This window comes from Sphaerisporangium sp. NPDC049002 (assembly GCF_040649355.1).
Classification (GTDB): Bacteria; Actinomycetota; Actinomycetes; order Streptosporangiales; family Streptosporangiaceae; genus Sphaerisporangium.
On the sequence record NZ_JBEZFH010000116.1, the window covers coordinates 1 to 22,579 of the forward strand.

The window sequence follows — 22,579 nt, forward strand, 5'->3', positions numbered from 1 at the left end:
TCACGGGAGGCTTGGGAGGTTTCGGGTGCGCGGACGCGGGCGCGGCGGCGATGGCGAGGCCGGTGGCCGCCACCATGCCGGCGACCGCGATCCGCATGAACGATCGTGAGGTCATAGCCCGCGACGTTAGGGACCTAAAAACATCACAAAACGAACTAGAGGTGACGAAACACCCCACGCCCGGATGTCGATTCCGCGAGATCAGGGTTTGACCATGACCATCCGGGGACCCCGCCATGCGGGGGCCATGGAGGGTCGTTACGGTCGGCTCCGGCCGGGGCGGGTGCGGGCGGGATCGTTTCGGCGGCGGTGGCGCCGAAACGATCCCGTGCTCCGACCGGGTTCAGGAGCGCTTCGAGACCGGGACCACGTACCGGCTGAAGACCAGGTCGCGTAGGACGTCGTCGCCGCCTTCGACGATGGAGACGTACCGGACGTCGCGCAGCAGCTTGCCGATGACCGACTCGTGGGTGTAGCCGAGGCCGCCGAACATCTCCGAGGCCGTGGAGGCGATCTGCCAGCCGGTCTGGCCGCAGAACATCTTGGTGGTGAGGGCGGACTTCAGGGTCCCGATGCGCAGGAACTCCTCGCCCGCGTCCGGCCGGACCGCGACGGCGTCGTACTCGCGCGCCGCGGCCATGCACTGGTTGACCATGACGTCGATCTGCATCTCGAACTGGCCGAGCCTGCCGGCGAACACCGCGTTGCCGGCCAGCGGCGAGCCCTTCACCGACTTGGACTTGCCGTACTCCATGCACACGTCCCGCACCCTGCGGGCGATGCCGAGACCGGTGGCGGCGATGAGGATCCGGCTGGCGTTCAGCCCGACCTCCAGCAGCCGCAGCCCGTTGCCCCGCAGGACGTTCCCCGCGGGGACGCGGCAGTCGGTGAACGAGACCTGGTAGGTCGCCGAGGACCGCAGCCCGATCACGTCCCACCGCTTGTCGACCCGCACCCCGGGCGTGTCCCGGGGGACCAGGACCGCGAGATACCCCGACGGGTCCTCCTGCGAGCGGGCGATCACGACGAGGAACCGCGCGAACCCGGCGTTGGTGGAGAAGGCCTTCTGCCCGTTGAGCACGATGGTGTCGCCGTCACGGGCCGCCATGGTGGTGATCCGGGCCAGCTCGCTGCCCGCCGCGTGCTCGCTGCCGAGCGTCGCGCACGACCCGTTCTCCGCCACCATGCGGCCGAGGTGGCGCTCCTTGAGCTCGTCGCTGCCGTACCAGGCGACCATGCTGGTCGTCAGGACCGGGATGAACAGCGTGAACGCCACCCCGGCGTCGCCGTAGGCCAGCTCGGAGACGATGCGCACGCTCTCCTGCAGGCCGAGCCCGAGCCCGCCCTGCTCCTTGGGCAGCCACCAGTTCGCCAGGCCGGTCTCGGCGAAGCGCTCGTACAGCGGCAGCGGCGCCTCGGCCAGCGAGTCGAGATAGGCGTCCTTGCCCAGCAGCTCGCGCCGGGCGAAGCCCTGCACCCTGCGGAGGTATTCGGGCTGCTTCACTCCTCGTCCACCCCCTCCCTGCTGTCGAGCAGCTCGGCGAGCTGGCGGACGGTCGGGCACTCCAGCAGGCCGGTGACCGGGACCGACGCGTTCAGCGCCTTGCGGATCCGGGTGGTCAGCTCGATCGCCAGCAGCGAATGGCCGCCCAGCTCGAAGAAGTTGTCGGTGGCGCCGATCGGCTCGATGCTCAGCACCCGCGACCAGATCTCCGACAGCGTGGCCTCGGTGCCCTCGCGCGGCTCCACGTAGGGGGTGCTCAGGTCCGGGCGGGGGTGGCGTTCCTGGTCGTCGTAGTCGTCGCTCGCCTCGTGGATGTCGCCGGTGACCCACTGGGCGATGCGGGCGTCCAGCGAACCGGTCGAGATGACCAGGTGGCCCACGCGGTCACCGGCGGAAAGGGTCCGCTCGAACACGTCGACGGCCTCCGGCGGCGCCATCGCGTAGTCGAGCACCGCCGAGCTGTGCCCTTCGAGACGATCGGGGTCGATGCTCCAGGTGTCCCAGTCGACGGTGATCCACCGGCGGGCGTCGGACGTGCGGGCCACGCGGATGTAGGCGTCCAGGGCCGCGTTGGCCGCCGCGTACGGGGCCAGCGTCATGCCGCCGAGGACGGCGGCGATGGAGGACAGGGTGATGCGCCGCTCGGGGGCCTGGCCCTTGAGTACCGCCTGCAGGACGTGGAAACCCTTGACCTTGGCGGCCATGTGCGCGTCGCACTGGTCGCGGTCCATGAGGTGGGCGAAGTTGAAGAACCCGCCCTCCTGAACTCCCGCGCCGTGGACCGCCACGTCGATCTCCCCGAAGCGCTCGACCGCCGCCTCGACGACCGCCCGCATCTGCGCCTCGTCGGACGCGTCGGCCGACATGGCGAGCACCGTGGCGCCCCGGGACTCCAGGTCCAGGATGTTGCGGATGTGCCGCGCGGTCCGCTCGCCGCGCTCCGGCACCGACGCGAGGTACCCCTCCCACTCCTCACGGGGCGGCAGCGGTGAGCGCGCGGTGAGCACCAGCCGGCAGCCGTACGTGCTCGCCAGGTGGCGCGAGAGCACGAGCCCGACGTCGCCGAGACCACCGGTGATCAGCACCGTGTCGCCGTCGCGGATCGGACGGTCCTCCGGGGTGAGGTCCTGGATGGGGAAGGGCTCGTACCGCCGCAGCCAGGTCTCGCCCGCGCGCACCGCGACCGGCCCCTCGTGCGGGCACACGACCGCGGCCAGGATCTGGGTGGCCAGCGACCGCAGCGCGCCAGGATTGCCCGCGGGCACCACGTCGGCGTCGATGTGACGGCAGCGCAGCCGGGGGTTCTCCTGGGCCAGGCTCGGCGCGAGCGCCGCGAGGGTCGAGTGCTCCGGGTGGCGCAGGTCCGAGCCGAGCACCCCCACCGCCTCGGAGGTCAGCAGGGCCAGCTCGGCGCGCGGCGCGGAGCCGGTGTTGTCGACGAGCTCCCGCGCCAGGGCCAGCGCGGAGTAGAAGCCCCGGTTCTGCTCGCCGTCGAAGTGGGCCACGGGGTCGTCCTCAGGGCCCGCCTCGGCGCCGGCCAGGCTGAACCCGTGGATGATCGCGCGAGGGCCGGCCGCCAGGGAGTAGAGCAGCTCGGCCATGTCGTCGGCCTTGTCGACCCGGATGGTGAAGTCGCCGGCGTCGTCCTGGTGGAACCGGTCGCCACCTCGCACGGCGGTCACCTCGGCGCCCGCGTCGGTGAGGCGCTCGACCAGCGCCTCGCCCCGCTCGTCGTCGGTGAAGACCAGCCAGGGCCCGGCCAGCCTGAGCCGCTCGTCGAGGCCGGAGACCGGAAGGGGCCGCTGCTGCCACGTCGGCAGGTACGTCCAGCGTGAGCGGTCGAACGTCTTGCCCTCGGACGGGGGCGCGGCCAGCTGACCGGGCTTGGGCTTGACCCAGAACCTGCGCCGCTGGAACGGGTAGGTGGGCAGCTCGACCCGGCGCCCGGCGCCCCGGTGCAGCGCCGCCCAGTCGATGGAGCTGCCGGCCTGCCACAGCCGGGCCACGGTGGCGAGCAGCCACTCGGCGGCGGAGGCGCCGCCCGGCGCGACGGTGACCTCCTCGACGCCGGTGGGGAGGCTGGAGCCGTCGCGGAGCATGTGCGCCCCGAGCCCGCTCAGGGCGTCGGAGAGCGCACTCAGCGCCTCGTCGCGGCCGGGGTCGGTGGTACGGGCCTCGCCGCCGGGACGCAGCACTTCGGTGACCGCCGCGTGGAGCTCGGGCCACCAGGAAGAGGGAACCTCGCCGGCCCCCTCGACCAGCAGGACCTTGGGGTTGCGCCGCTGGGTCTTGCCGTCGATCCAGCGTGCCGGGTCGGCGAGCGCGGCGAGCGCGTCGTCGCGGTCGCGGCACACGATGGCCCGCCGCCGCGCGAAACCGCCACGGGACACCTGGAGCGTGTAGGCCACGTCGGCGAGGTCCTCGTCGGGGTTGTCCGCGAGATACCCCCGAAGGCGCTCGGTGAGGTCCGACAGCGCCTGCTCGTCGGTCCCCGAGTACACCAGCAGGTGCGGGCCGGGCCTCGCGGGCCTGGCGGGCCTCGGCGGGGCCTGCTCCATGACGACGTGGGCGTTGGTGCCCCCGAGGCCGAAGGAGTTGACCCCGGCGCGCCGGGGGTGCGGACCCTCGGGCCAGGGGCGGTGCTCGGTGAGCACGGTGAAGCGTTCCTGCGCCGTCGCCAGCGCGGGGTTGGGGGTCTCGTAGCCGGGCGTGCCCGGGAGCAGCTCGTGCTTGAGGGTGAGCGCCGCGCGCATCAGCCCGGTGACCCCGGAGGCGCGGTCGAGGTGGCCGATGCTCGGCTTGAGCGAGCCGAGCACGCAGGGGGTCTCGCGAGGCTGCGCGAACGCCCGGTTCATCGCGGCCAGCTCGATCGAGTCGCCGAGCATGGTGCCGGTCGCGTGGCACTCGACGTAGCCGACGGTGTCCGGCTTGACCCCGGCGACGCCGAGGGCCTGCTCGATCACCTCGGCCTGGCCGTCGACGCCGGGCGCGGTGTACCCGGCCCGCATCCGGCCGTCGTTGTTGGCGGCGGATCCGAGGATCACCGCGTGGATGACGTCACCGTCGTTGATCGCGTCGGACATGCGCTTGAGCGCGACCGTGCCCACGCCGCTGCCCATGACCGTGCCGCTCGCCTCGGCGTCGAAGCTGCGGACCCGCCCGTCGGGCGACATGATGCCGCCCTGCTCGTACAGGTAGCCGGACGGCTGGGGGAGCGGGGTGAAGGCCCCGCCGGCGAGCGCGATGTCGCATTCGTACGTCAGCAGGCTCTGGCAGGCCAGGTGTACCGACACCAGCGACGTCGAGCAGAAGGTCTGCACCGTCACGGCCGGGCCACGCAGGCCCAGCTTGTACGACACCAGCGAGGCGAGCGAGTCGCGCTCGTTGCCGACGGCCATGAGCAGGGCCCCGCCCGGCTGCCCGGCGAGGTGCTGGATGTTCTGGACGATGTAATCGGGGAAGCCACACCCGGCGAACACCGCTACCTGCCCCGGCACGTCCGTCGGGCAGTATCCCGCGCTCTCCAGCGCCTCCCAGGAGCACTCCAGGAACAGCTTGTGCTGGGGGTCCATCGTCTCGGCCTCGCGGGGGTTGATCCCGAAGACCGTGGCGTCGAACTGGTCGAGCTTGTCCAAAGGGCCGCCGATGCGGACATAGCGCGGGTCGGCAAGCTGGCCGGGTTCGACGCCGGTCTCGCGCAGCTCCTCGTCGGTGATCTCACGCAGGCCCTTGACCCCGGCCAGCACGTTGCGCCACAGCTCGGCGACGCTGCCCGCTCCGGGAAAACGCCCGGACATTCCGATCAGTGCGACCGCCGAGTCGTAGTCGGTTTCCGTCATGACGTCCTTCCGGTCCGGAGCATGTTGCGTCGCTGTTCGATGCGGGACCGCTGCTGTTCGCGGGCCCCGGCGGCCTGTTCGTCGTCCTTCTCCTCGTCGGCGGCGGCGGCCTCGGCGAGCGAGGCGACCGTCGGCGCCTGGTACAGCAGGTGCGGCGGCAGATAGGAGAGTTCGAGCGCCTTGCGGACCTCGGCGATGATCTCCATGCCGAGCAGGGAGTTGCCGCCGAGCTCGAAGAAGTTGTCGTGTACGCCGACCTGTTCGAGGCCGAGCGCCTCGGCCCACACCCCGGCGATGGCCTCCTCGGCCGGTGACTGCGGCTCGACGTACGCCGTCGAGAGGTCGGGCCGTGGATGCCGGCCGAACGCGTCCCTGATCTTCTTGACCGTCGCCTGGTGGCTCTCGATCGACGAGCGGCGGCTCATCGCCACCAGGGGCGCGAAGTCCTGCGTGGATGCGATCGTGTGCGGCTCGCCGCTGGCCAGCACCCGCAGCAGTGTCTGGAACCCCTGGTCGAAGGTGATGCCGAAGGTCGACCGGTACCACTCGAAGTACTGCCGGGAGCCCTCGTCGTAGTTGTCGAGCCCCTCGGTCCAGCCGTTCCAGGTCCACTCGCCCCAGTCGATCGAGGCGACGGTGACCCCGGGGAGGGCGTCGCTGAGCGCGAACGCGTCGAGGTAGGCGTTGGCCGCGCAGTAGTCGACCTGGCCCGCGCCGCCTCCGGTCGCCGAGGTGGTCGAGGAGAAGAGCGCCACGAAGTCGACCGGCACCTCGCGCAGCGCGTCGGCGATGGCCAGCGTGCCCGCCACCTTGGGCGCGAGCACCCGTTCGATGTCGGCGGCGGTCTTGAACTGCATCAGCCCGACGGCGGGCACCGCCGCGCAGTGGACCACGCCGTTCAGCTCACCGAATCGCTCAAGCGCCGCGCCGACCGCGCGCCGCACGTCGGCGGGCTGGGAGACGTCGCCGGCCACCGTGACGACCTCGGTTCCGGCGGTCACCAGCCGCTGGAGGCCGTCGAGCCGCCTGCGCACCTCGTCGGCGGTGCTCGGGGACGCCAGGATCTGGCCCCACTGCTCGCGGGGTGGCACCGGCGTCCTGCCCATCAGGACCAGGTTGGCCTGGTAGTGCTCGGCGAGCCGTTCGGCCATGGCGAGGCCGATGCCGCCGAGTCCGCCGGTCACCAGGTACGTCCCGCCGCGCCTGATCTCGGCGGCGGGGGCGGCGTCCGCGATGCAGGACGCGTCGAGCACCTCGTACCCGGGGACCCAGCGACGGCCCTCGCGCAGCGCCACGACCTGGTCGGCGGGCTCGGCGCGAAGCTCGGCGAGCACCGCGCGGGGCAGGTTCTCGGCCGTCGCGGCGTCGAGGTCGATGAGCCGGGTACGGACGCGCGGGTACTCGACCGGGACCAGCCGGCACGGGCCGAGCAGGGTGCCGCGCTCCGCCCGGACCACGTCGCCCGGGAGCACCCGCTGGCTGCCGACGGTGACGATGTCGAGCGACCACGGAGAGAGCCCGACGTCACCCGCGGCGCGGGCGAACGCGACCAGGCTGTGCAGGCCGCGCTGGAGGCAGTCCTCCGTCGGGTCTCCCTCCGGCCGCGCCGCGTCGGCGGTCCACAGGTGGACGATGCGCTCGGGCCTCCGGTCCTGCTGGCCCAGCTCCCGCAGCACGGAGATGGCGTCCTCCTGCGAGCCCGGCCGCACGACCATGCCGCCCGGCTCGCTGGCGAACCGGTCGCCAGGACGGACCAGCACGACCTCGCGGCCGTCCGCCGAAAGGTGCTCGCGCAGCGACGCGGCGAGCGTGTCCGGCAGGCCGGTGTCGGTGTAGATCAGCCACCGGGCCGCCTCCTCGGCGCGGGCCGGGCGCGGTGTGGTCTGCTGCCATACCGGCACGTTGACCCACTGATCCTCGGGCAGCCGGGGAAGCGCCTTCGCGATGCTGGTCGGGTCGTTCTCGTCGAGCAGGGGCGCGCCGCTGCCGGCCGCCGTCTGGTCGATCTCCAGCCAGTACTCCTGGTGCTCGAACGGGTAGGTCGGCAGCGGGACGCGTCCGGGGGCCCAGCCGGTCTCCGGCGCGGCGCCGGTGGAGGTGAGGTCGTGCAGCGCCGCCCAGTCGACCGTCACCCCCGACAGCCACAGCTTGCCGACCGCCGTGGCGGCGGCGGCGTGGGCGTCCAGCTTGTCGTTCGCGGCGGGCAGGGTCGTGACGATCAGCGGCCACTGGTTCCGGTCGCAGTCGGGGTGACCACGGGTCAGCGCGCCGAGCGACTGGCCGGGACCGATCTCGGCGAGGGCCAGGTCGCCGCCTTCGAGCACGTGGGCGAGCGCGGCCCCGAACTCCACCGTCTCGCACATGTGCCGGGCCCAGTAGCCGGGGTCGGTGACGACCTCCTCGGTTGCGGGCTGTCCGGTGACGTTGCTGATGTACGGGATCGCCGGCGGATTGAGGGTGACGTTGTCGGTGATCCAGGCGGTCAGCTCGGCGGCGACCGGCGCCAGCATCCGGGAGTGGTACGCGTGCGTGGTCGCGAGGCGCCTGCTGCCGATCTCCGCCTTCAGCAGCAGGGCGGAGGCCTCCTCCACCGCCTCGGTGGGGCCTGCCAGCACCACCTGTGACCCGGTACGTACGGCCACGTCCAGGTCGCGGGTCAACAGCTCGCCGAGCACCGCGCGCAGGCGCCGCTCGTCGGCGGCCACGGCGAGCATGGCGCCCTCGGGCTGCGAGGTGATGAGCTTGGCCCGGTAGGCGACCAGCCGGAGCGCGTCGGGCAGCGACAGCACGCCCGACAGGCAGGCGGCCACGTACTCGCCGAGGCTGTAGCCGACCATGATCTCGGGCTGGACGCCCCAGCGGGTGAACTGCCGCGCCAGCGCGTACTCGGCGACGAAGACGGCGGGCTGGATCAGGTGCGCGACGGAGGTGGGCCGGGGCGCGGTGTCCTCTGCCCGCCCGAGCAGCCGGGCGAGGTCGCCGGCGCCGCTCGCGTCCCGTTCCGCGGGCACGAACATGTCGGACAGTTGCGCCGCCTCGGTGAGTCCGAGGATGGCCACGCACTCGTCGACGTCCTCGCGGAACGCGGGGTCGTCGGCGTAGAGCGCCGCCACCATGCCCGGGTACTGCTCGCCGACCCCGGCGATCAGGTATCCGACCTTGCGGCCGATCGTCGCGTCCGTACGGCACAGCGGCCCGGCGACGTCCGCGAGCAGTTCGGCGGCCCGCCCGGTGGAGTCGGCGATGACGACCTTGCGGTGCCCGAAGAGCTTGCGGCCGACCTGGAGCGTGTAGGCGACGTCACCGAGGTCGAGCTCGGGCTGGGCCGCGAGGCGCTCGGCGAGCCTGGCGCACGACAGCTCGGCGGCCGACGCGGAGCGGGCGGACACCGGCAGGACCTGCCAGCGGCGCGGGCGCTCCCGGCGCGGGGCCGCCTCCGGGGCCTCGGTGACGATGGCGTGGGCGTTCGTGCCGCCCATGCCGAGCGAGCTGATGCCGGCGATCCTGGGCCGGTCCGCGCTGCGCGGCCACGGGGTTGGCTCCGCGGTGACCCGGAAGGGGCTGTTGTCGAAGTCGATCTCGGGGTTCGGGGAGCGGTAGTGCAGGGTCCCCGGGATCAGCTCGTTACGAAGCGACTGGATGACCTTGATGAGCCCGGTCACGCCGGACGCCCGGTCGAGGTGGCCGACGTTGGGCTTGATCGACCCGAGCACGCAGTACTGCTTCTTCTCGGTCGGGCCGAAGGCGCGGGTCAGGGCGGCGACCTCCATCGGGTCGCCGACCTCTGTCGCGGTGCCGTGGGCCTCCACGTAGGAGATCTCCGACGGGTCCACCCCGGCCTTCTCGATGGCCCTTCCGACGCAGCGGCGCTGGCCGTCGATGCTCGGAGCCAGGTAGCTGAACTTCATCGCGCCGTCGTTGTTGATGTGAGAGGCGCGGATGACGGCGAGCACGGTGTCCCGGTCGGCCACCGCGCGGTCGAGGCGCTTGAGCGCGACGACGGCGGCGCCGTCGCCGAACATGCTCCCCTTGCCGTCCGCGTCGAAGGTCCGCACATGGCCGTCGGGCGACTCCTGGCCGCCCTCCTCCCACAGGTAGCCGACCCTGTCGGGAATGCGGACAGACACGCCCCCGGCCAGGGCCATGTCACACTCGCCGCGGCGCAGGCTCTCGCTGGCCAGGTGTACGGCGACCAGGGAGGTCGAGCAGAAGGTCTGCACCGTGACGCTGGGACCCGACAGGTCGAGCCGGAAGGACACGTTCGTGGCGAGCGAGTCCTTGTCGTTCCCGATCATCAGCGCCGAGGGGTCGATGCCCATCTCGAACGCCCTGAGGCGGGTCAGCAGGTAGCCGCTGATGTTCATGCCCGCGAACACGCCGACGCTGCCGCGGTCGCCGGGTGAGGCGTAGCCGGCGGCCTCCAGGACCTCCCACACGCACTCCAGGAAGATGCGCTGCTGCGGGTCGGCCAGCGTGGCCTCGCGGGGGTTGTAGCCGAAGAACCCGGCGTCGAACCCGCGGATGTCGTCGAGGATCGGGCGGCTTCTGACGTAGTTCGGCTGCTGGAAGGTCGTCGGGTGGACGCCGGCGAGGGTCAGCTCCTCGTCGGAGAAGCGGGTGAAGGACTCGACCCCGGTGCTGATGTTGCGCCAGAACGTCTCGACGTCGTCCGCGCCCGGAAATCGACCGGCCATGCCGATGATCGCAATATCGGACTCGTCCGTCGAGTGTTTCGAGTCGCCAGGTGAATGTTGCACCATCAACATGCCCCTTATTTGCCTGTGTGGTCGAATGTGCGTCAAAGCAAGCGGCTGCGGCCCCAGCCGCGCGTCAGCCGGCGGACGGCGAACGTGCCGGACACCACGCCGATGGCCAGCAGGACCCCGGCCGGCGCCAGCATGCTCGCGGCGTCGCCGCGCACGGCGGCCTGCAACATCGTCAGGGCCCAGTACCCAGGTGACACGTGGGCGGCGATCTGCGCCCACTCGGGCATGATGCTCAGCGGCACCAGCGCGCCGCCGAGCGAGCTGAGGGTGAGGGCGCCCACGTCGGAGATCACGCTCAGCTCGCCGTGGCTGCGGACGATCGCGGCGAGCAACGCGCCGATCGAGAGCAGCGTGAAGGCCCAGATCGCCATCGCCAGGGCGACGTACCCGAGGGAACGCGGCACCGGCAGGCCGATGACCAGGCAGCCGTAGATGAGCAGGATCGTCTGCTGCACGACCATCACGACGAAGATCGGTATGGTCTTGCCCAGCAGCAGCTCGGTCGCCGAGGCCTTGCTCACGCGCAGGCGGTCCCAAGTGCGCCAGGTCCGCTCGGCGAGAATCGCGTTGCCGGCGATGGATATGGCGAACACCGAGAACATCACCAGCAGGCCGGTGACCACCTTGGTGGCGCCGCCCTCGACGGCCCTCACGTACAGCGGCTTCAGCACGAGCATGAGGACCATCGGCATGACGACGTAGCTGATCATCTGTCCCGGGTCGCGCAGGCGGATGGTCGTGTTGTGCTTGGCCATCGCGGCGACCCGGTACGCGGCGTCACGCAGGTTGTCGAGCGCGCCGGTCCGATGGGAGGTGTCGAGGGGTGCGGCATCAAGAAGCATCGCTGACCGCCAGGGATCGGTAGAGGTCGTCGAGGGAGGGGTTGCGCACGTCCACCGCGCTGATCGGGCGCTCGGCGCGGCCGAGCATGTCGATCAGGGTGGCCGCCGGCTCCGTCGTCGAGACCACCTTCTCCTCCCCGTTGTCCAGCAGGAGCCTCACCTCGCCCGGCAGCCCGTCGACCAGCTCCTCGTAGGTGCCCCTGGCGATGACGCGGCCGTTGCGGGCGACCGCGATCGTGGCCTGGAGCTCGGTGAGCTCGGGCAGGTAGTGGGTGGTGTAGACGACGGCGGCGCCCTCGCCGGCCCGCTGCTTCACCACGTCGAGCATCGCCTCCCTGGTCTCCAGGTCGGCTCCGGCGGTCGGCTCGTCGAGCAGCAGCAGTCCCGGCCGGTGGACGAGCGCGGTGGCCGCCTGGGTGCGGCGCTGCTGGCCGCCGGACAGGCCGGCCGCGTGGCGGTCGATGAAGTCGGTGAGCCGGAGCGCGACGGTGAGATCGTCGATGGCGTTCTTCAGTGCCGCGCGCCGGAGCCCGGCGAGCTTGCCGAAGAGCTCCAGGTGCTCGCGGACGGTGATGGAGGGGTACAGCGCGATGTGCTGGGGCGCGACCCCCACCTGACCGCGCGTGGCCGAGGGGGCCTTGCCGTCGATGGTCACGTGGCCGCTGTCCGGGCGGATCAGGTGCGACACGATCTCGACGAAGGTCGTCTTGCCCGCGCCGTTGTGCCCGACGAGCCCGACGATCTCACCGGCCGCCACGCTCAGGTCGAACCCGTCGAGAGCCTGGACCGAGCCATAGCGCTTGACCAGATCGATTGCTTCCAGCAACGTGCCACCTCCTTAAGTATTCACGCCGACTGTGGCATCCGCGCTGTAGGGTGTTATCGTTGCGACTTCCATTCATGCGGCATGTCCACGCATATTCGGCCGGCGCACTAATAGCTCGCGACATCCAACGGCTGAATACGGTTGACCCGGTGAAATCGAGGTTACCGCCACCATCCCTGGAGATGATGGGCGCGCTGTTGGCAAGAAGTGGCCTGAAAGAACCGGCCATCGGTCGGGCCGCGATTCGGCACCCGAGCTTGACGAAAACTTCCGGGTCTGCTGTCATGCTCAATTGTCATGACTATCGCGCACTCCGGCACATCGGTGTCGGACGAAGACGGCGAGGGCCATCCCGGGGGGCTGCCGCCGTTCGCGGCCAAGCCGGTCGCGGTGGTCGCCGCAGCTCTCGCCGCGCTGCTCACCGCCTTTTCCGGCCGTTACGGGTTCCATCGTGACGAGCTGTACTTCATGGTCGCCGGCGACCGGCCTGCCTGGGGATACATCGACCAGCCTCCGCTGACCCCGCTGCTGGCGAGGGCGAGCACCGCGCTCTTCGGCCAGACGCCCGTCGGGCTGCGCGTCGCGGGGACGGTCCTGAGCGTCCTGACTGTCGTGGTCGTCGCGCTGATCGCCAGGGAGCTCGGGGGAGACAGGCGCGCCCAGACGCTCGCGGCGGTCCTCACGGCCACGTCGGGAATCGTCATCGGGCTCGGCCACCTGGTCGCCACGGCCACGTTCGACACCCTCGCGTGGCTCGTCATCAGCTGGCTGGTGCTGAGGCTGCTGCGCACCGCAGACGGCCGCTGGTATCTGGCGATCGGCGCCGCCATCGGCATCGGCATGCTCAACAAGCAGCTGGTCGCCCTGGTCGTGGTGGCGCTGCTGGTCTCGCTGCTGTTGGTCGGGCCGAGGCGGATGCTGCGCACCTGGTGGCTCCTCGCGGGGGCGGCCGTCGCGCTGGTCCTGGCGTCGCCGAACCTTCTGTGGGCGGCGGCGCACGGCTGGCCGCAGTTCACCGTCGCGGCCGGCATCAGCGACCGCGAGGGCGGCGAGAACCGCCTGATGTTCGTTCCCCTCCTGCTCGTGCAGCTCTCGCCGCTGTTCGTGCCGATCTGGGCGGCCGGGCTCGTACGGCTGTGGCGCGATCCGGCGATCCGGTGGGCGCGGCTCTTCGCGGTGGCGGTCCCGCTGCTCGTGGTGGTCGTGCCGATCTTCGGCGGGAAGTCGTACTACGTGCTGCCGCTGCTGATCGTGGCGATGGCGGCGGGCGCCCCGAGCGTCGTCCGCTGGGCGGGCGCCGGGCGGAGCCGGGTGCTCGCGGCCGTGATCGCCGTGGCGGCCCTGGTCAACATCGTCCTGGTGCTGCCCGTGCTGCCGCCCGACACCCTGCGCGTCGTCAACGCGATGAACGGCGAGCAGGGCGAGCAGGTGGGCTGGCCCACGCTTGCGTCCACCGTCGCGGGCGCCTGGGGCCGGATCCCTTCACAGCAGCGCTCACGGGCGGTCGTCTTCGCCCAGAACTACGGCGAGGCGGCGGCCATCACGCGGTACGGGCCGGCCCACGGCCTGCCGCCCGCGTACTCCGCCCACATGAGCTACGCCGAGTGGGGCCCGCCGCCGGACTCCGCCGACGGGCCCGTGGTGCTCGTGTACCACGGAAACAACCTGTGGCTTCCCCGGCTCTTCGGGGAGTGCCGGCCGGCGGAGCGCGTCGACCTCGGGTTCGAGCTGGGCAACGAGCTGGAGGAAGACGTCGTCCAGCTGTGCTCGGGCCCGCACGCCCCATGGTCCGCCCTGTGGCCGAGGCTCCGCCACTTCTAGCCGGCGCCTGTGCCGACGGCCACGTCATGGTTCTGACGGGGCCGCTCTCCACGGTGGCGATTCGGATTCATCGGCGCCAACGCCCGAACGTCATTCGATTAGTTGACATGCCAATGCTAGGGATAGCATGACAACGCGGGTTCCTTAATTCCTGTCAATGCGTCGAAGCGGCCTCGGCCGGGGCTAATGCCTTGCCGACCGCCAAGCCGTACAGATCGGAAGTGGCGGACCGCTAGTAAGCAGCCTCGATGTGCTCGAATATGTCAGCGTCGGTCTCCTTTTGCCACTCGGGCAGGTCGTCCCAGTCGGCTACATATGAGGGCTTTGGATCGTCGAAGTGTTTGTGGATCTGCGCGATCCAGCACAGCGCAACGAAACGGCCTTTTTGGGGACGGGTGAGTTTCGCAGTGGCTCCACCGCTGGTTGTGACGAAGTCGCGCACTTGCCCGTACACCGCAACGGCTGCCTGACGCTCCCAATCAGGGGTGTCCTGCCAAGGGGTGACATACCCTGCTTTAGGCTCCCCCGGAAAGTGCTTACGCACTCCGGCGATCCAGGCCTCCCGGAAGATCCGGCCTTGTTCGTCGCTTACGGTCTGCACCATTGCTCCTTTCAGTTAGGCCTTCGGCACGACTGCGTCGATGCGATCAATGAATTCTCTGACACGTTTATCGGCGGCGAACGGGGTAATCCGGTCCTGCAGTGACAGGAGTTTACGGCCGACATACCCTGCGGACTTGGTAGGCTCGGCAACTTGCGCCGCAGCGTAACCGTGCTGCAGGGCAAGGTCCAGGTCGCCGTGGCGGAGACCAAGCAGGGCAAGGTCGGTCAGCACTGCGCTGCGGCGACGGGGTGAGTTGGCCTGTCCCAATGCCTGGTAAAGCGCGGTCTCGGCGAGGTCGGTCCGGCCGAGTTGCAGATAGCAGGCACCACTTTCCTCGGCGAGGCGTGAGCCGTCAGACCGGAGCCAGCCGCTGCGGGTGACCGGTCCGTTCAGCCCGAGAACGTGCTCGGCGGTCTTCAGTTGGCGGGAGCAGGCGTCCAGGTCGCGGAGTCCGGCGAAGGCGTTGGCTCGTACTGCGGCCACCCAGTGCCGGGTCGACAGCTGGGGATCTCCCCGGTCGGCTGCCCGTGCGGCCACTGTCAGCAGGGTTTCGGCCGCGTTGTGCCGGTGCTCGTACAGGCTGATGAAGGCGTGACGGGTAAGCGCGCTGGCCAGCAAGTCGTAGGCGCCGACTTCGCGGGCGGCGCTGACGGCCAGGCTGTAGCAGGAGGCCGCGTCGGTGTACCGGTTGGCGTCGAAGAAGATCTCCCCAGCCAGCTGGAAGAGATCGGCGGTCGCCGTGCATACTCGCCGATGACCTGCCATTGTTCGTGCCTGCTCCAGATCGCCGGTAAGAACGCCGAGCTGTCGGCGAACCATCGGGTAAACCAGCCGCTTGGACGATGACAGCCCGAAGAGCTGCCACAGGCGATCATTGAGTTGCTCGTACTCGGCCGGGTCGGGCTCGGTCGACTTGGCTGAGTCCGGGGATTGGCCCAGGGCGGGCTCGGCGTACGGCAAGGCGACGAGGGCACCGGTGATGCTCAGCAGGCGGAGAAGATCACGGCGGTTCATATCGTCATCTTCGTCCGATTCGCGGTACGGCACGACATGCCCGGCGATCGGATCGGTGTGTCCCTGACAGGAACGGGGGTCGACTTGGTACTCGTTGGTGGCGGGCGAGAAGAGGTCGTCCAGGCTGACGTGGAGGAGTTGGGCGGATGAGGCGGACGGATTCTTCGCTGACCTGATGGCCGGTTTCGTCCCCAGCGATGCGGCATCCCTGGTGATCACACACGTGCTGCCAGGCCAGATGGACTTCTTGGCGACGCTGAACCGGATTGCTGCCGTGGCTGCGGTACTGCCCAAGCCCAAGTCCGCCGACCACGCCACCCTGGAGGAAGTGGCCGGACGTTATCGATGTGACGTCCTGGTGCGTGGTCGCTTCGCCGACCCCCGCTGGCTGGCCGGCTATCTGATCGACCGAGCGGCCGGACGACGGCTGGTGCTGGCTGATATCGGCGGCTACTACGCGCCTGCCCTGGCGGCAGTCTGCTCAGCCATGCCAGGGATGATCGCCGGTGTTGTGGAGGACACCGAGAACGGGCTCCGCCGCTATCTCGCACTCGGCGACCTGCCTTGCCCGGTTTACAGCGTGGCCCGAAGCCCGCTCAAAGAACCCGAGGACCGGCTTGTCGGCGAGGCGATGGTGTTCTCGATCGAATCGCTGTTGCGAAGGCTCGGCCAGGTCCTGGCAGGACAACGGGCGTGCGTGCTGGGGTTCGGGAAGATCGGCGCGAGCGTCGCCGCCGCGCTGCACGCCCGCCACGCCCAGGTGACTGTGGTGGAAACCGACCCGGTACGTGACGCCCAAGCCATTTCGATCGGGTACGGATCCGCCCCGCTGCCCCGTGCGCTGGCAGCCGCTGACCTGGTGGTTTCCGCCACCGGCAGCCGTGCCATCGGCATGGAGCATCTGGGGATGCTGCGGGAGGGCGCGGTCCTGGCCGGGGCGACGTCCGCCGATGACGAGTTCGACCTGGCCGCCCTGCATAGGCCCGCGAGTGGGTTCACCCATGAGGCGCTCGTCGATGGCGCTGTTCGCTACCGCCGGGACGGCCGCTCGTTTGTCCTACTTGGCAGCGGCAACGCGGTGAACTTCCTGCACACCTCGGCGCTCGGTCCGGCGATCCACCTCATCAAGGCCGAGATCATCGCTTCGATGGCCCGGTTGGCCGCCGAGCCGCATGAGCCGGGCTTGTACGAAGTTCCCGGTGATACCCGTGCCCTCATCGCTGCCGCCTGGGTGGAAGCCTTCCGCCCGCACACCGCAGCGGTGGCAGCGGAATGGGTGGCTCCCCGATGATCATCGCAATCGAGGGAGTGAGCTGCACCGGCAAATCCACCCTGGCAGCGAGGCTGGCGGACATGTTCGGCTCGCAGGTGGTCCCGTGCTTCTACCACGTTGCCTCTAACCCCGCGCTTCTTGGCAATCCGCTGGCCACAACCGAGAACGAACAACTCGCGGCGCTCACCGCGCACCTACTCGTCGAAGCCGAACGCCGCCACCAGGCCGACGTCGCGCTGGCCCGTGACGGCACTGTCATCCTCGATCGCAGCATCGACACTCTGCTCGCGCACCTCACCGCGGTCGGCCAACTTCAAGAACTCGATGTCCCGGCTACCGTGTCTCGCGCACGGCGTTTGATCGACCAAGCCGTGTCGGCAAGGGCCGCTGTGGTTCCCGACCTGACCCTAGTCCTGGTCGCGACGCCTCCGGTCTTGGCCAAGCGCGGCGCGACGCGTCCGAATGTGCCACTCCTCTACTACAACCCGGCCTTCACCTTGCATTTCAACCGATACTTCGACGACCCGATCTCGCCCCGCTGCCTGCGATTGGACGCCGACGACGACCCCGGTGTGGTGCTATCCGCGGCCCTCAACGCGATCAGCAAGACCGCCAGCAATCTGGCCGAGGGGGCGTGATCGTGTACGCCTTCGGGCTCTGTGTGGATGAGCGCTACCTGATGCCCGCGCTGGTGACCTTGGAGTCGCTGGCCAGGGCGCTGCCGACCGCGGACCGACGTGATGCCGCAGTGCGTGTGCTGACCCTGGACTTGACCCGCCAGCACGCCGCCACCATGGCAGACCTCGCGGCTCGGTTCGGGTTCGGCTCCTTCGACTTGCGGTGGGCTCGTCCCGCCTCTATGGCGGTGATGGCGGACACCGCCTACATCACTGTGACCGCATGGCTGCGATTCCAGTTCACGCCCGCCTTCATCGGCCGCCCCTACTTCGTCTACGTCGACGCCGACACTTTGGTGGTCGATGACATCTCCACGCCCTTGGACGGACTGCCCGCCGATCAGCTGGGGTTGGTCGCCGACGAGTTCGCTCCAACGGTGGGAAAGGGACAAGCCTTGCCAGGGTTGACACGTGATCGTCCTGAGCTGGCAGGCCGCCCCTACTTCAACGGCGGCATGTGGTGGGCTTCTACCGCGATGCTAGCCTCGGTGCGTCGCGGCGTAAGCAACGCTTTGAAGACCGGGCGCCGTTACATCTTCCACAACGATCAAGACGCGCTGAACCTGTGGCTGCTGGCCAGCGGTTCGGTTCACGCTGTGCCCCGCCGGTTCAACACCTTCGAACTGGCACGTTTCCTGGAGCTCAGCGACTGGCCGCGTCGCTACACGCCGCGCGCCCGGACCCCGAATGCGACCGATGCGGCCCTGTTGCACTTCGTAGGAAGCGCCAAACCCTGGCTCCCATCGACCCCGGTCACACAGCATGTGCGCTTGTACCGGCACCACCTGGACGCCACCCTGCGACAGGTCCAGCAGCTCGGTGACCTCAGTTTCGACGCCCCTCGCTGGAGACGCCGGTGATCGAGCCTGTCGGCACGTCTGCTGTTGACATTGCTTGCCGGGCTCTCCTCGGCACGCAGGCAGTCCAAGCACATCAGCTCTCCGCGTCGGCGAGCACAGCCGTCTACCGCGTCATCCTCACCGAACGGCAGATCCACGACAGCATGATCGTCAAGGTGTATGCCGGGCGCACTCAATGGAAGGCCGGCAAGGAACACCTCATCCTGGCCGAGCGGTCCGGCTGCTCCGCGTTCGGCATACCGGACGTGGTAGCCAGCGGCCCGATACCCGGTCACGACCTGACAGCGCTCGTCCTGACCGACCTAGGCTCCAACACCCTCCACCAGACCATCAGCGACGGCACCTACTCCCGTCGAGACGCGTTGGGGCTCCTCGGCCAGATCCTCAACGCCTTCCATCATGATCCCGGCCACAGCGCGGACCGTACTCGAAGCCCTGTCGTGAGCCACCTGGTCCTAGACGCGCGCCGATTGCGCGATCGACTACCTGAAGAGGTGAACTGGCGGGTGCAGACAAGTCTTGATCGGCTCGCCCGCCCCGCCGCTCAGCGGAAGGCCGTGAGCTGCCACGGCGACCTGCACTTCGGCAACGTGGTTCTCCGAGCTGCTTACGCACTCCCGTACCTGATCGACTTCGAACAGGCCACCGACGCTCCCGCCGAGTACGACCTCGCCCAAACCGCGGTCACCACCGACGCACTCACCTCCGGCGACCTCACCAGCCTGATGACCAGCTACCTCGGCCCGACATCGTATGGCCTGCTCACCGACCTGATCGTCTTCCACACCCTGCGCGGTTGGTGGTGGGCGGCACGGCAGGAAGGCCGCGACGTCGCTTTGTGGCAGACGCGCCTCGCCCAGGTACTTGACCAGTACGTCCGACCATGACCAGGTCACCTTCGTGAAAGGGGGGGACGGCATGAATGAGCAGACGCCCGAGGTGTCCATCGTGATCCCGGCCTACAACGAGGAACGCTACCTGCCCCAGTACCTGCCCACCGTGCTCACCGCGCTCAGGTACTGGGAAAAGGCGACCGGTGGACGTGGCGAGATCATCGTGGTCGACAACGCCAGCACCGACGCCACAGCCCAGATCGCCGCTGACTACGGGGCTCGCATCGTCGCCGAACCCCTGCGGGGGATCGGCCGAGCCCGTAACACGGGCGCCGCCGCAGCCCGCGGTGACCGCCTGGTGTTCATTGACGCCGACGTGGACTTCCCAGAGGACGGCATCTACGCCGCGATGCGCCACCTGACCTCCGGGGCCTGCGTCGGTGGGACGATCCCCGCCCTGTACGAGCCGACCAAACTCGGTGCCCGACTTCTGGTAGCCGCCTGGGCCCTCTACCGGCGGCACTTCGGCGGCGCCCAGGGCGTAACCCAGTTCTGCACCCGGGAGGCGTTTTTCACGCTGGGCGGGTATCGAAGCGAGTTGTTCATGAGCGAAGACGTCGACTTCTTCGCCCGCCTGATTCGCCTGGGCCGTCGGCGACAGGCCCCGGTCATCTACCTCACGGAACTGCGGGTCCGACCATCGTTGCGCCGGTTCGAGCAATGGTCCAGCTGGCGCATGATCTGGCGGGCAAACCCGATCATCGCCCGGCTGTTCCGGACCTCCCGCCGGTTCTGGCAGCCCTGGTACGACACCACGGTCCGCTGAACGACATCACACCTTGAAGGAACCCTGCCGTGGACCAACCGCTTCCGATTCCCAACGCCATCGGCGTCTACACCTACCCCGACGACCTCGCTGCCGCCCATCGCACCCATCAGGACCGACTCGCCGGTCGTCGCAGCAACGGCGACAAGACGATCATCGAGATCAAGGCCCCGTACGACAGGCAGCCGTACCTGATCGAGCAGCGTCACCCGGCCGGACGTCCAGTCGTGGTGATCGAACCCCATCACGATGATCTGGCGCTCTCGGCGAGCGGCCTGTTCCTAACCCGGGCGCGTCCACTTACCGTGGTGACCGTCTTCAGCCGTTCGGCCACAGCGCACACGTCTGTGCATGCTGAGCATTCGGGAGAGGAGGCGATCTCCCGACTCCGTGCGGCCGAATCCACCCAGGCACTCCGCCCGCTGCATGGCAATCAGCGGCTACTCGGCTACCACGACGCCGAGGCTCCCTATCGGGCGTACGAACCCCACATCCTGGACCGCGTTGTCGCCGATCTGGATTTGACCCTTGCGGAACTGGGTGACTGGCATGAAGCCGAGCTTCTGGCTCCGGCTGCGGTTACACGCCACCCCGACCACCTCCTGGTCCACGATGCCGCGCGACGGCTCGGCTGCCGATGGTTCTGGGAAGATTCCGCGTTCTGGCAGACCTACAGTCTTTCCGCCGACGACCAGCACCTGTTCGCCGCACGCGTCGGGGACGCAATGGTCGCCGACGTCGTCGACATCACTGATGTGCTGCTCGACAAGCTCACGCTGCTGTACCTGTATGCCTCCCAATTGCAGCCGCTGTCAGCCATGTACCGGCCGATACGTCACGCCTGGACCGTCGCGCAGTCCGTCCCCGGCGCCAGCCGAGACCGCTTCGCTGAACGCCTCTACCGGGTGGCCCCGCGATGACGGCTCCTCCGGCGCGAGCCGTACCCGGAACAGTGCTGTTCGCCTGGCGGCGGATCCCGCCGCCGTTTCTGATCGGCGGCGCCGAGGTCTCCCAACAAGTGCTTGCCGAGCAGTTCGCCGCCGCAGGCTGGAGAACCCTCTATCTGGCCTCACACGAACCCCCATGGGCGACGACCTCGATGCTGCCGGCGATACTGGGGCATCTGAATCGCTCTGCTATCGCATATGACTACCAGGCTGGCAACAGAGAGTTGCATTACCTAAGCAATGGCGTTCGTATCCGGGTGGTCGCCCAGAACGTGTTAATAAAAGTGCTCGATACGACACTGCGGGAGGAAAGGCCCGACCTCGTCATCACTTCCCAGGAAGGCTCAGCGGAACTCGCTGCCCACGCCCGGACCAAGACGAAGGTCTTGGGCTGGCTACACTCTGTCTCGAACACCGGTATGCACGTCCTGGACGGTAGGCCCCACTGCGCATTGGCCACATCCCAGTTCGTCCTGTCTCAGACACCGTCCACGCACGCGGCTGTGTTGTTCTACCCGCCGTTCCGGCCGCCAGACGAGCCCTCCGGGTCACCTGACGCGGATCTCCTCATGATCAACCCGGTTCCGGCCAAAGGCGCCAAGCTCATGCACCAGCTCGCCGAGTTACTCCCGCATCGGCGCTTCACCCTGGTGGAGGGCTGGTGGGATACCGCAGCCGAATTCGCCTGCCACCCCAACGTCACCTACCTACCCCGCACCTACGACCCCCACGATATGACCGCCCTCTATCGGCGTCACCGGTTGCTCCTAGTCCCCAGCGTGGTCGACGACGCCTTCCCCAGAGTGATCATCGAAGCCGCCCTGGCCGGACTGCCCGCCATCGGCTCCGCCAAGGGCGGCATCGGCGAAGCCATCGGCGATCCCACGCTTCTCGCCCCACCCGATCAACATGCCGCCTGGATCGCGTTGATCCGGACTCTCACTCAGGACCGGCTCGCCGAACTGGCCGATCAGGCGGGCCGCCGGGCCATCCCGCTGACTCGCTGCCGTCTTCCAGAACTGGCCGCCGCGGGCATCATCGGGACGTGAACGCGGCGCTCACCAAGTCACGATTGGCGGTCCACCAGTGCAGCAGCCGTTCCCCGGACTCCCACAACCGATCCGGCCCGTGATCGCCCTTGTCGTAGTGCCACTGCAACTGCCAGAAGTCGGTCAGACGCTTCCACCACAGCCGCTCGACCGCATCCACCAGGTCCTCGTCGGCGATCGTCACATGTGAGCGGTATCCGGCGGTGAAGGCCGCTACCCGCTCCAGATCCAGACGGCCATCGTCGCTGGTGAATTGCACCTGGGCGGTACGAACGACCTCCTCGCCGTAAGGGCGGACTCCCAGTCGATCCCAATCCAGCACGGCCACGACCGCCCCGTCCCGCCACAGCAGATTGAGGGGCTGCAGATCCCCATGGGTCCAGCCGACCGGACCCAGAGTGAGATCATCACGCGGAGCTTCGCTGGCACGCCCGAAGAGCAGTTCCCTGCGCTGCCGCAGCGCCTCAAGCGTGGCCGCGTCGAACGCGTCCCGCTCCTCTCGGGTAGCGATGATTTGGAGGAAACGATCGGCCTCCGCCAGTGCCGCGTTGGCGGGCGTCACCTTCATCCGCGGCCGATCCGCCACGGGATCCAATCCGATGTCAGGGGCAGCCAATGCCTCGTGCAATCGCCCGACGAGCCTACCGAGGTCTGCGGTTTCATTGACTGTCAGCGCCGCCCCGGGGCGGTGGCTCCCCTCGGCCCAGGGCAGAACACAAAAGCCACGACCATCGATCTCGGCCACCACATCTCCGGAGACAGTGGCACGCGGGGCACAGACCGGAAGCCCGGCATCCGCCAGCGGTCACGTCCAGCGGAGTGGTGTATGAGTTGATCTCTGCGTGATCCTGTTTCTGCAGGTTAAGCGGTTAGTGTCTGCGGCTTCGGGTTTTGCTGG

16 protein-coding genes are annotated in these 22,579 nt (G+C 69.2%); 8 read left to right on the forward strand and 8 right to left on the reverse strand.

What is annotated here, in order from left to right:
* Positions 1-343: 343 nt before the first annotated feature.
* From AB0B89_RS22235 to AB0B89_RS22255, 5 genes are read right to left on the reverse strand one after another with little or no spacing between them, the layout of a single operon-like run.
* Positions 344-1,504: an acyl-CoA dehydrogenase family protein gene (locus AB0B89_RS22235; RefSeq protein ID WP_358555875.1), complete on the reverse strand. Its 1,161-nt coding sequence runs from the start codon at positions 1,502-1,504 to the stop codon at positions 344-346.
* Positions 1,501-5,343 carry an SDR family NAD(P)-dependent oxidoreductase gene (locus AB0B89_RS22240; protein WP_358555878.1) on the reverse strand — a complete coding sequence of 1,281 codons (3,843 nt, stop codon included), beginning with the start codon at positions 5,341-5,343 and terminating at the stop codon, positions 1,501-1,503. Before AB0B89_RS22240 ends, AB0B89_RS22235 begins: the two co-directional genes overlap by 4 nt.
* A complete protein-coding gene (locus AB0B89_RS22245) occupies positions 5,340-10,109 on the reverse strand; it encodes an SDR family NAD(P)-dependent oxidoreductase (RefSeq protein WP_358555881.1) in 4,770 nt (1,589 codons plus the stop codon). Before AB0B89_RS22245 ends, AB0B89_RS22240 begins: the two co-directional genes overlap by 4 nt.
* Before the next feature lie 32 nt (positions 10,110-10,141).
* A complete protein-coding gene (locus tag AB0B89_RS22250; RefSeq protein ID WP_358555884.1) occupies positions 10,142-10,951 on the reverse strand; it encodes an ABC transporter permease in 810 nt (269 codons plus the stop codon).
* Complete coding sequence (locus AB0B89_RS22255; RefSeq protein WP_358555887.1) at positions 10,941-11,777, reverse strand: ABC transporter ATP-binding protein; 837 nt, start codon at positions 11,775-11,777, stop codon at positions 10,941-10,943. Before AB0B89_RS22255 ends, AB0B89_RS22250 begins: the two co-directional genes overlap by 11 nt.
* Before the next feature lie 297 nt (positions 11,778-12,074).
* Here AB0B89_RS22255 and AB0B89_RS22260 point away from each other — a divergent pair, with 297 nt between their 5' ends.
* Complete coding sequence (locus AB0B89_RS22260) at positions 12,075-13,598, forward strand: glycosyltransferase family 39 protein (RefSeq protein WP_358555890.1); 1,524 nt, start codon at positions 12,075-12,077, stop codon at positions 13,596-13,598.
* A 232-nt stretch (positions 13,599-13,830) separates the two neighbouring features.
* Here the strand turns inward: AB0B89_RS22260 and AB0B89_RS22265 are convergent, their stop codons facing one another.
* On the reverse strand, positions 13,831-14,202 hold the full coding sequence (locus AB0B89_RS22265; RefSeq protein ID WP_358555893.1) for a hypothetical protein: 372 nt from the start codon (positions 14,200-14,202) through the stop codon (positions 13,831-13,833).
* Between the two features lie 12 nt (positions 14,203-14,214).
* Complete coding sequence (locus AB0B89_RS22270) at positions 14,215-15,435, reverse strand: transcriptional regulator (protein ID WP_358555896.1); 1,221 nt, start codon at positions 15,433-15,435, stop codon at positions 14,215-14,217.
* Here AB0B89_RS22270 and AB0B89_RS22275 point away from each other — a divergent pair.
* The 7 genes from AB0B89_RS22275 to AB0B89_RS22305 are packed head-to-tail and all read left to right on the forward strand — an operon-like array spanning position 15,392 to position 21,681.
* Complete coding sequence (locus tag AB0B89_RS22275) at positions 15,392-16,507, forward strand: NAD(P)-dependent oxidoreductase (RefSeq protein WP_358555899.1); 1,116 nt, start codon at positions 15,392-15,394, stop codon at positions 16,505-16,507. The two genes, AB0B89_RS22270 and AB0B89_RS22275, sit on opposite strands and share 44 nt — an antisense overlap.
* Positions 16,504-17,127 (forward strand): AAA family ATPase, encoded by a 624-nt coding sequence (locus tag AB0B89_RS22280; protein ID WP_358555902.1) that lies wholly within the window; start codon positions 16,504-16,506, stop codon positions 17,125-17,127. The genes AB0B89_RS22275 and AB0B89_RS22280 overlap by 4 nt, the downstream gene beginning before the upstream one ends.
* Positions 17,124-18,026, forward strand: a complete 903-nt coding sequence (locus tag AB0B89_RS22285) for a glycosyltransferase (RefSeq protein ID WP_358555905.1) — start codon at positions 17,124-17,126, stop codon at positions 18,024-18,026. The genes AB0B89_RS22280 and AB0B89_RS22285 overlap by 4 nt, the downstream gene beginning before the upstream one ends.
* Positions 18,023-18,913, forward strand: coding sequence for an aminoglycoside phosphotransferase family protein (locus AB0B89_RS22290; RefSeq protein WP_358555908.1), 891 nt, complete (start codon positions 18,023-18,025; stop codon positions 18,911-18,913). The genes AB0B89_RS22285 and AB0B89_RS22290 overlap by 4 nt, the downstream gene beginning before the upstream one ends.
* Before the next feature lie 31 nt (positions 18,914-18,944).
* Complete coding sequence (locus AB0B89_RS22295; protein ID WP_358555911.1) at positions 18,945-19,685, forward strand: glycosyltransferase; 741 nt, start codon at positions 18,945-18,947, stop codon at positions 19,683-19,685.
* 29 nt (positions 19,686-19,714) lie between these two features.
* Entirely contained in the window at positions 19,715-20,605 is an 891-nt protein-coding gene (locus tag AB0B89_RS22300; RefSeq protein ID WP_358555914.1) for a PIG-L family deacetylase, read from the forward strand.
* A 32-nt stretch (positions 20,606-20,637) separates the two neighbouring features.
* Positions 20,638-21,681 carry a glycosyltransferase gene (locus AB0B89_RS22305; RefSeq protein ID WP_358555917.1) on the forward strand — a complete coding sequence of 348 codons (1,044 nt, stop codon included), beginning with the start codon at positions 20,638-20,640 and terminating at the stop codon, positions 21,679-21,681.
* Here the strand turns inward: AB0B89_RS22305 and AB0B89_RS22310 are convergent.
* Positions 21,668-22,483 carry a phosphotransferase gene (locus tag AB0B89_RS22310; RefSeq protein WP_358555920.1) on the reverse strand — a complete coding sequence of 272 codons (816 nt, stop codon included), beginning with the start codon at positions 22,481-22,483 and terminating at the stop codon, positions 21,668-21,670. The genes AB0B89_RS22305 and AB0B89_RS22310 overlap by 14 nt on opposite strands.
* Between the last annotated feature and the right edge of the window lie 96 nt (positions 22,484-22,579).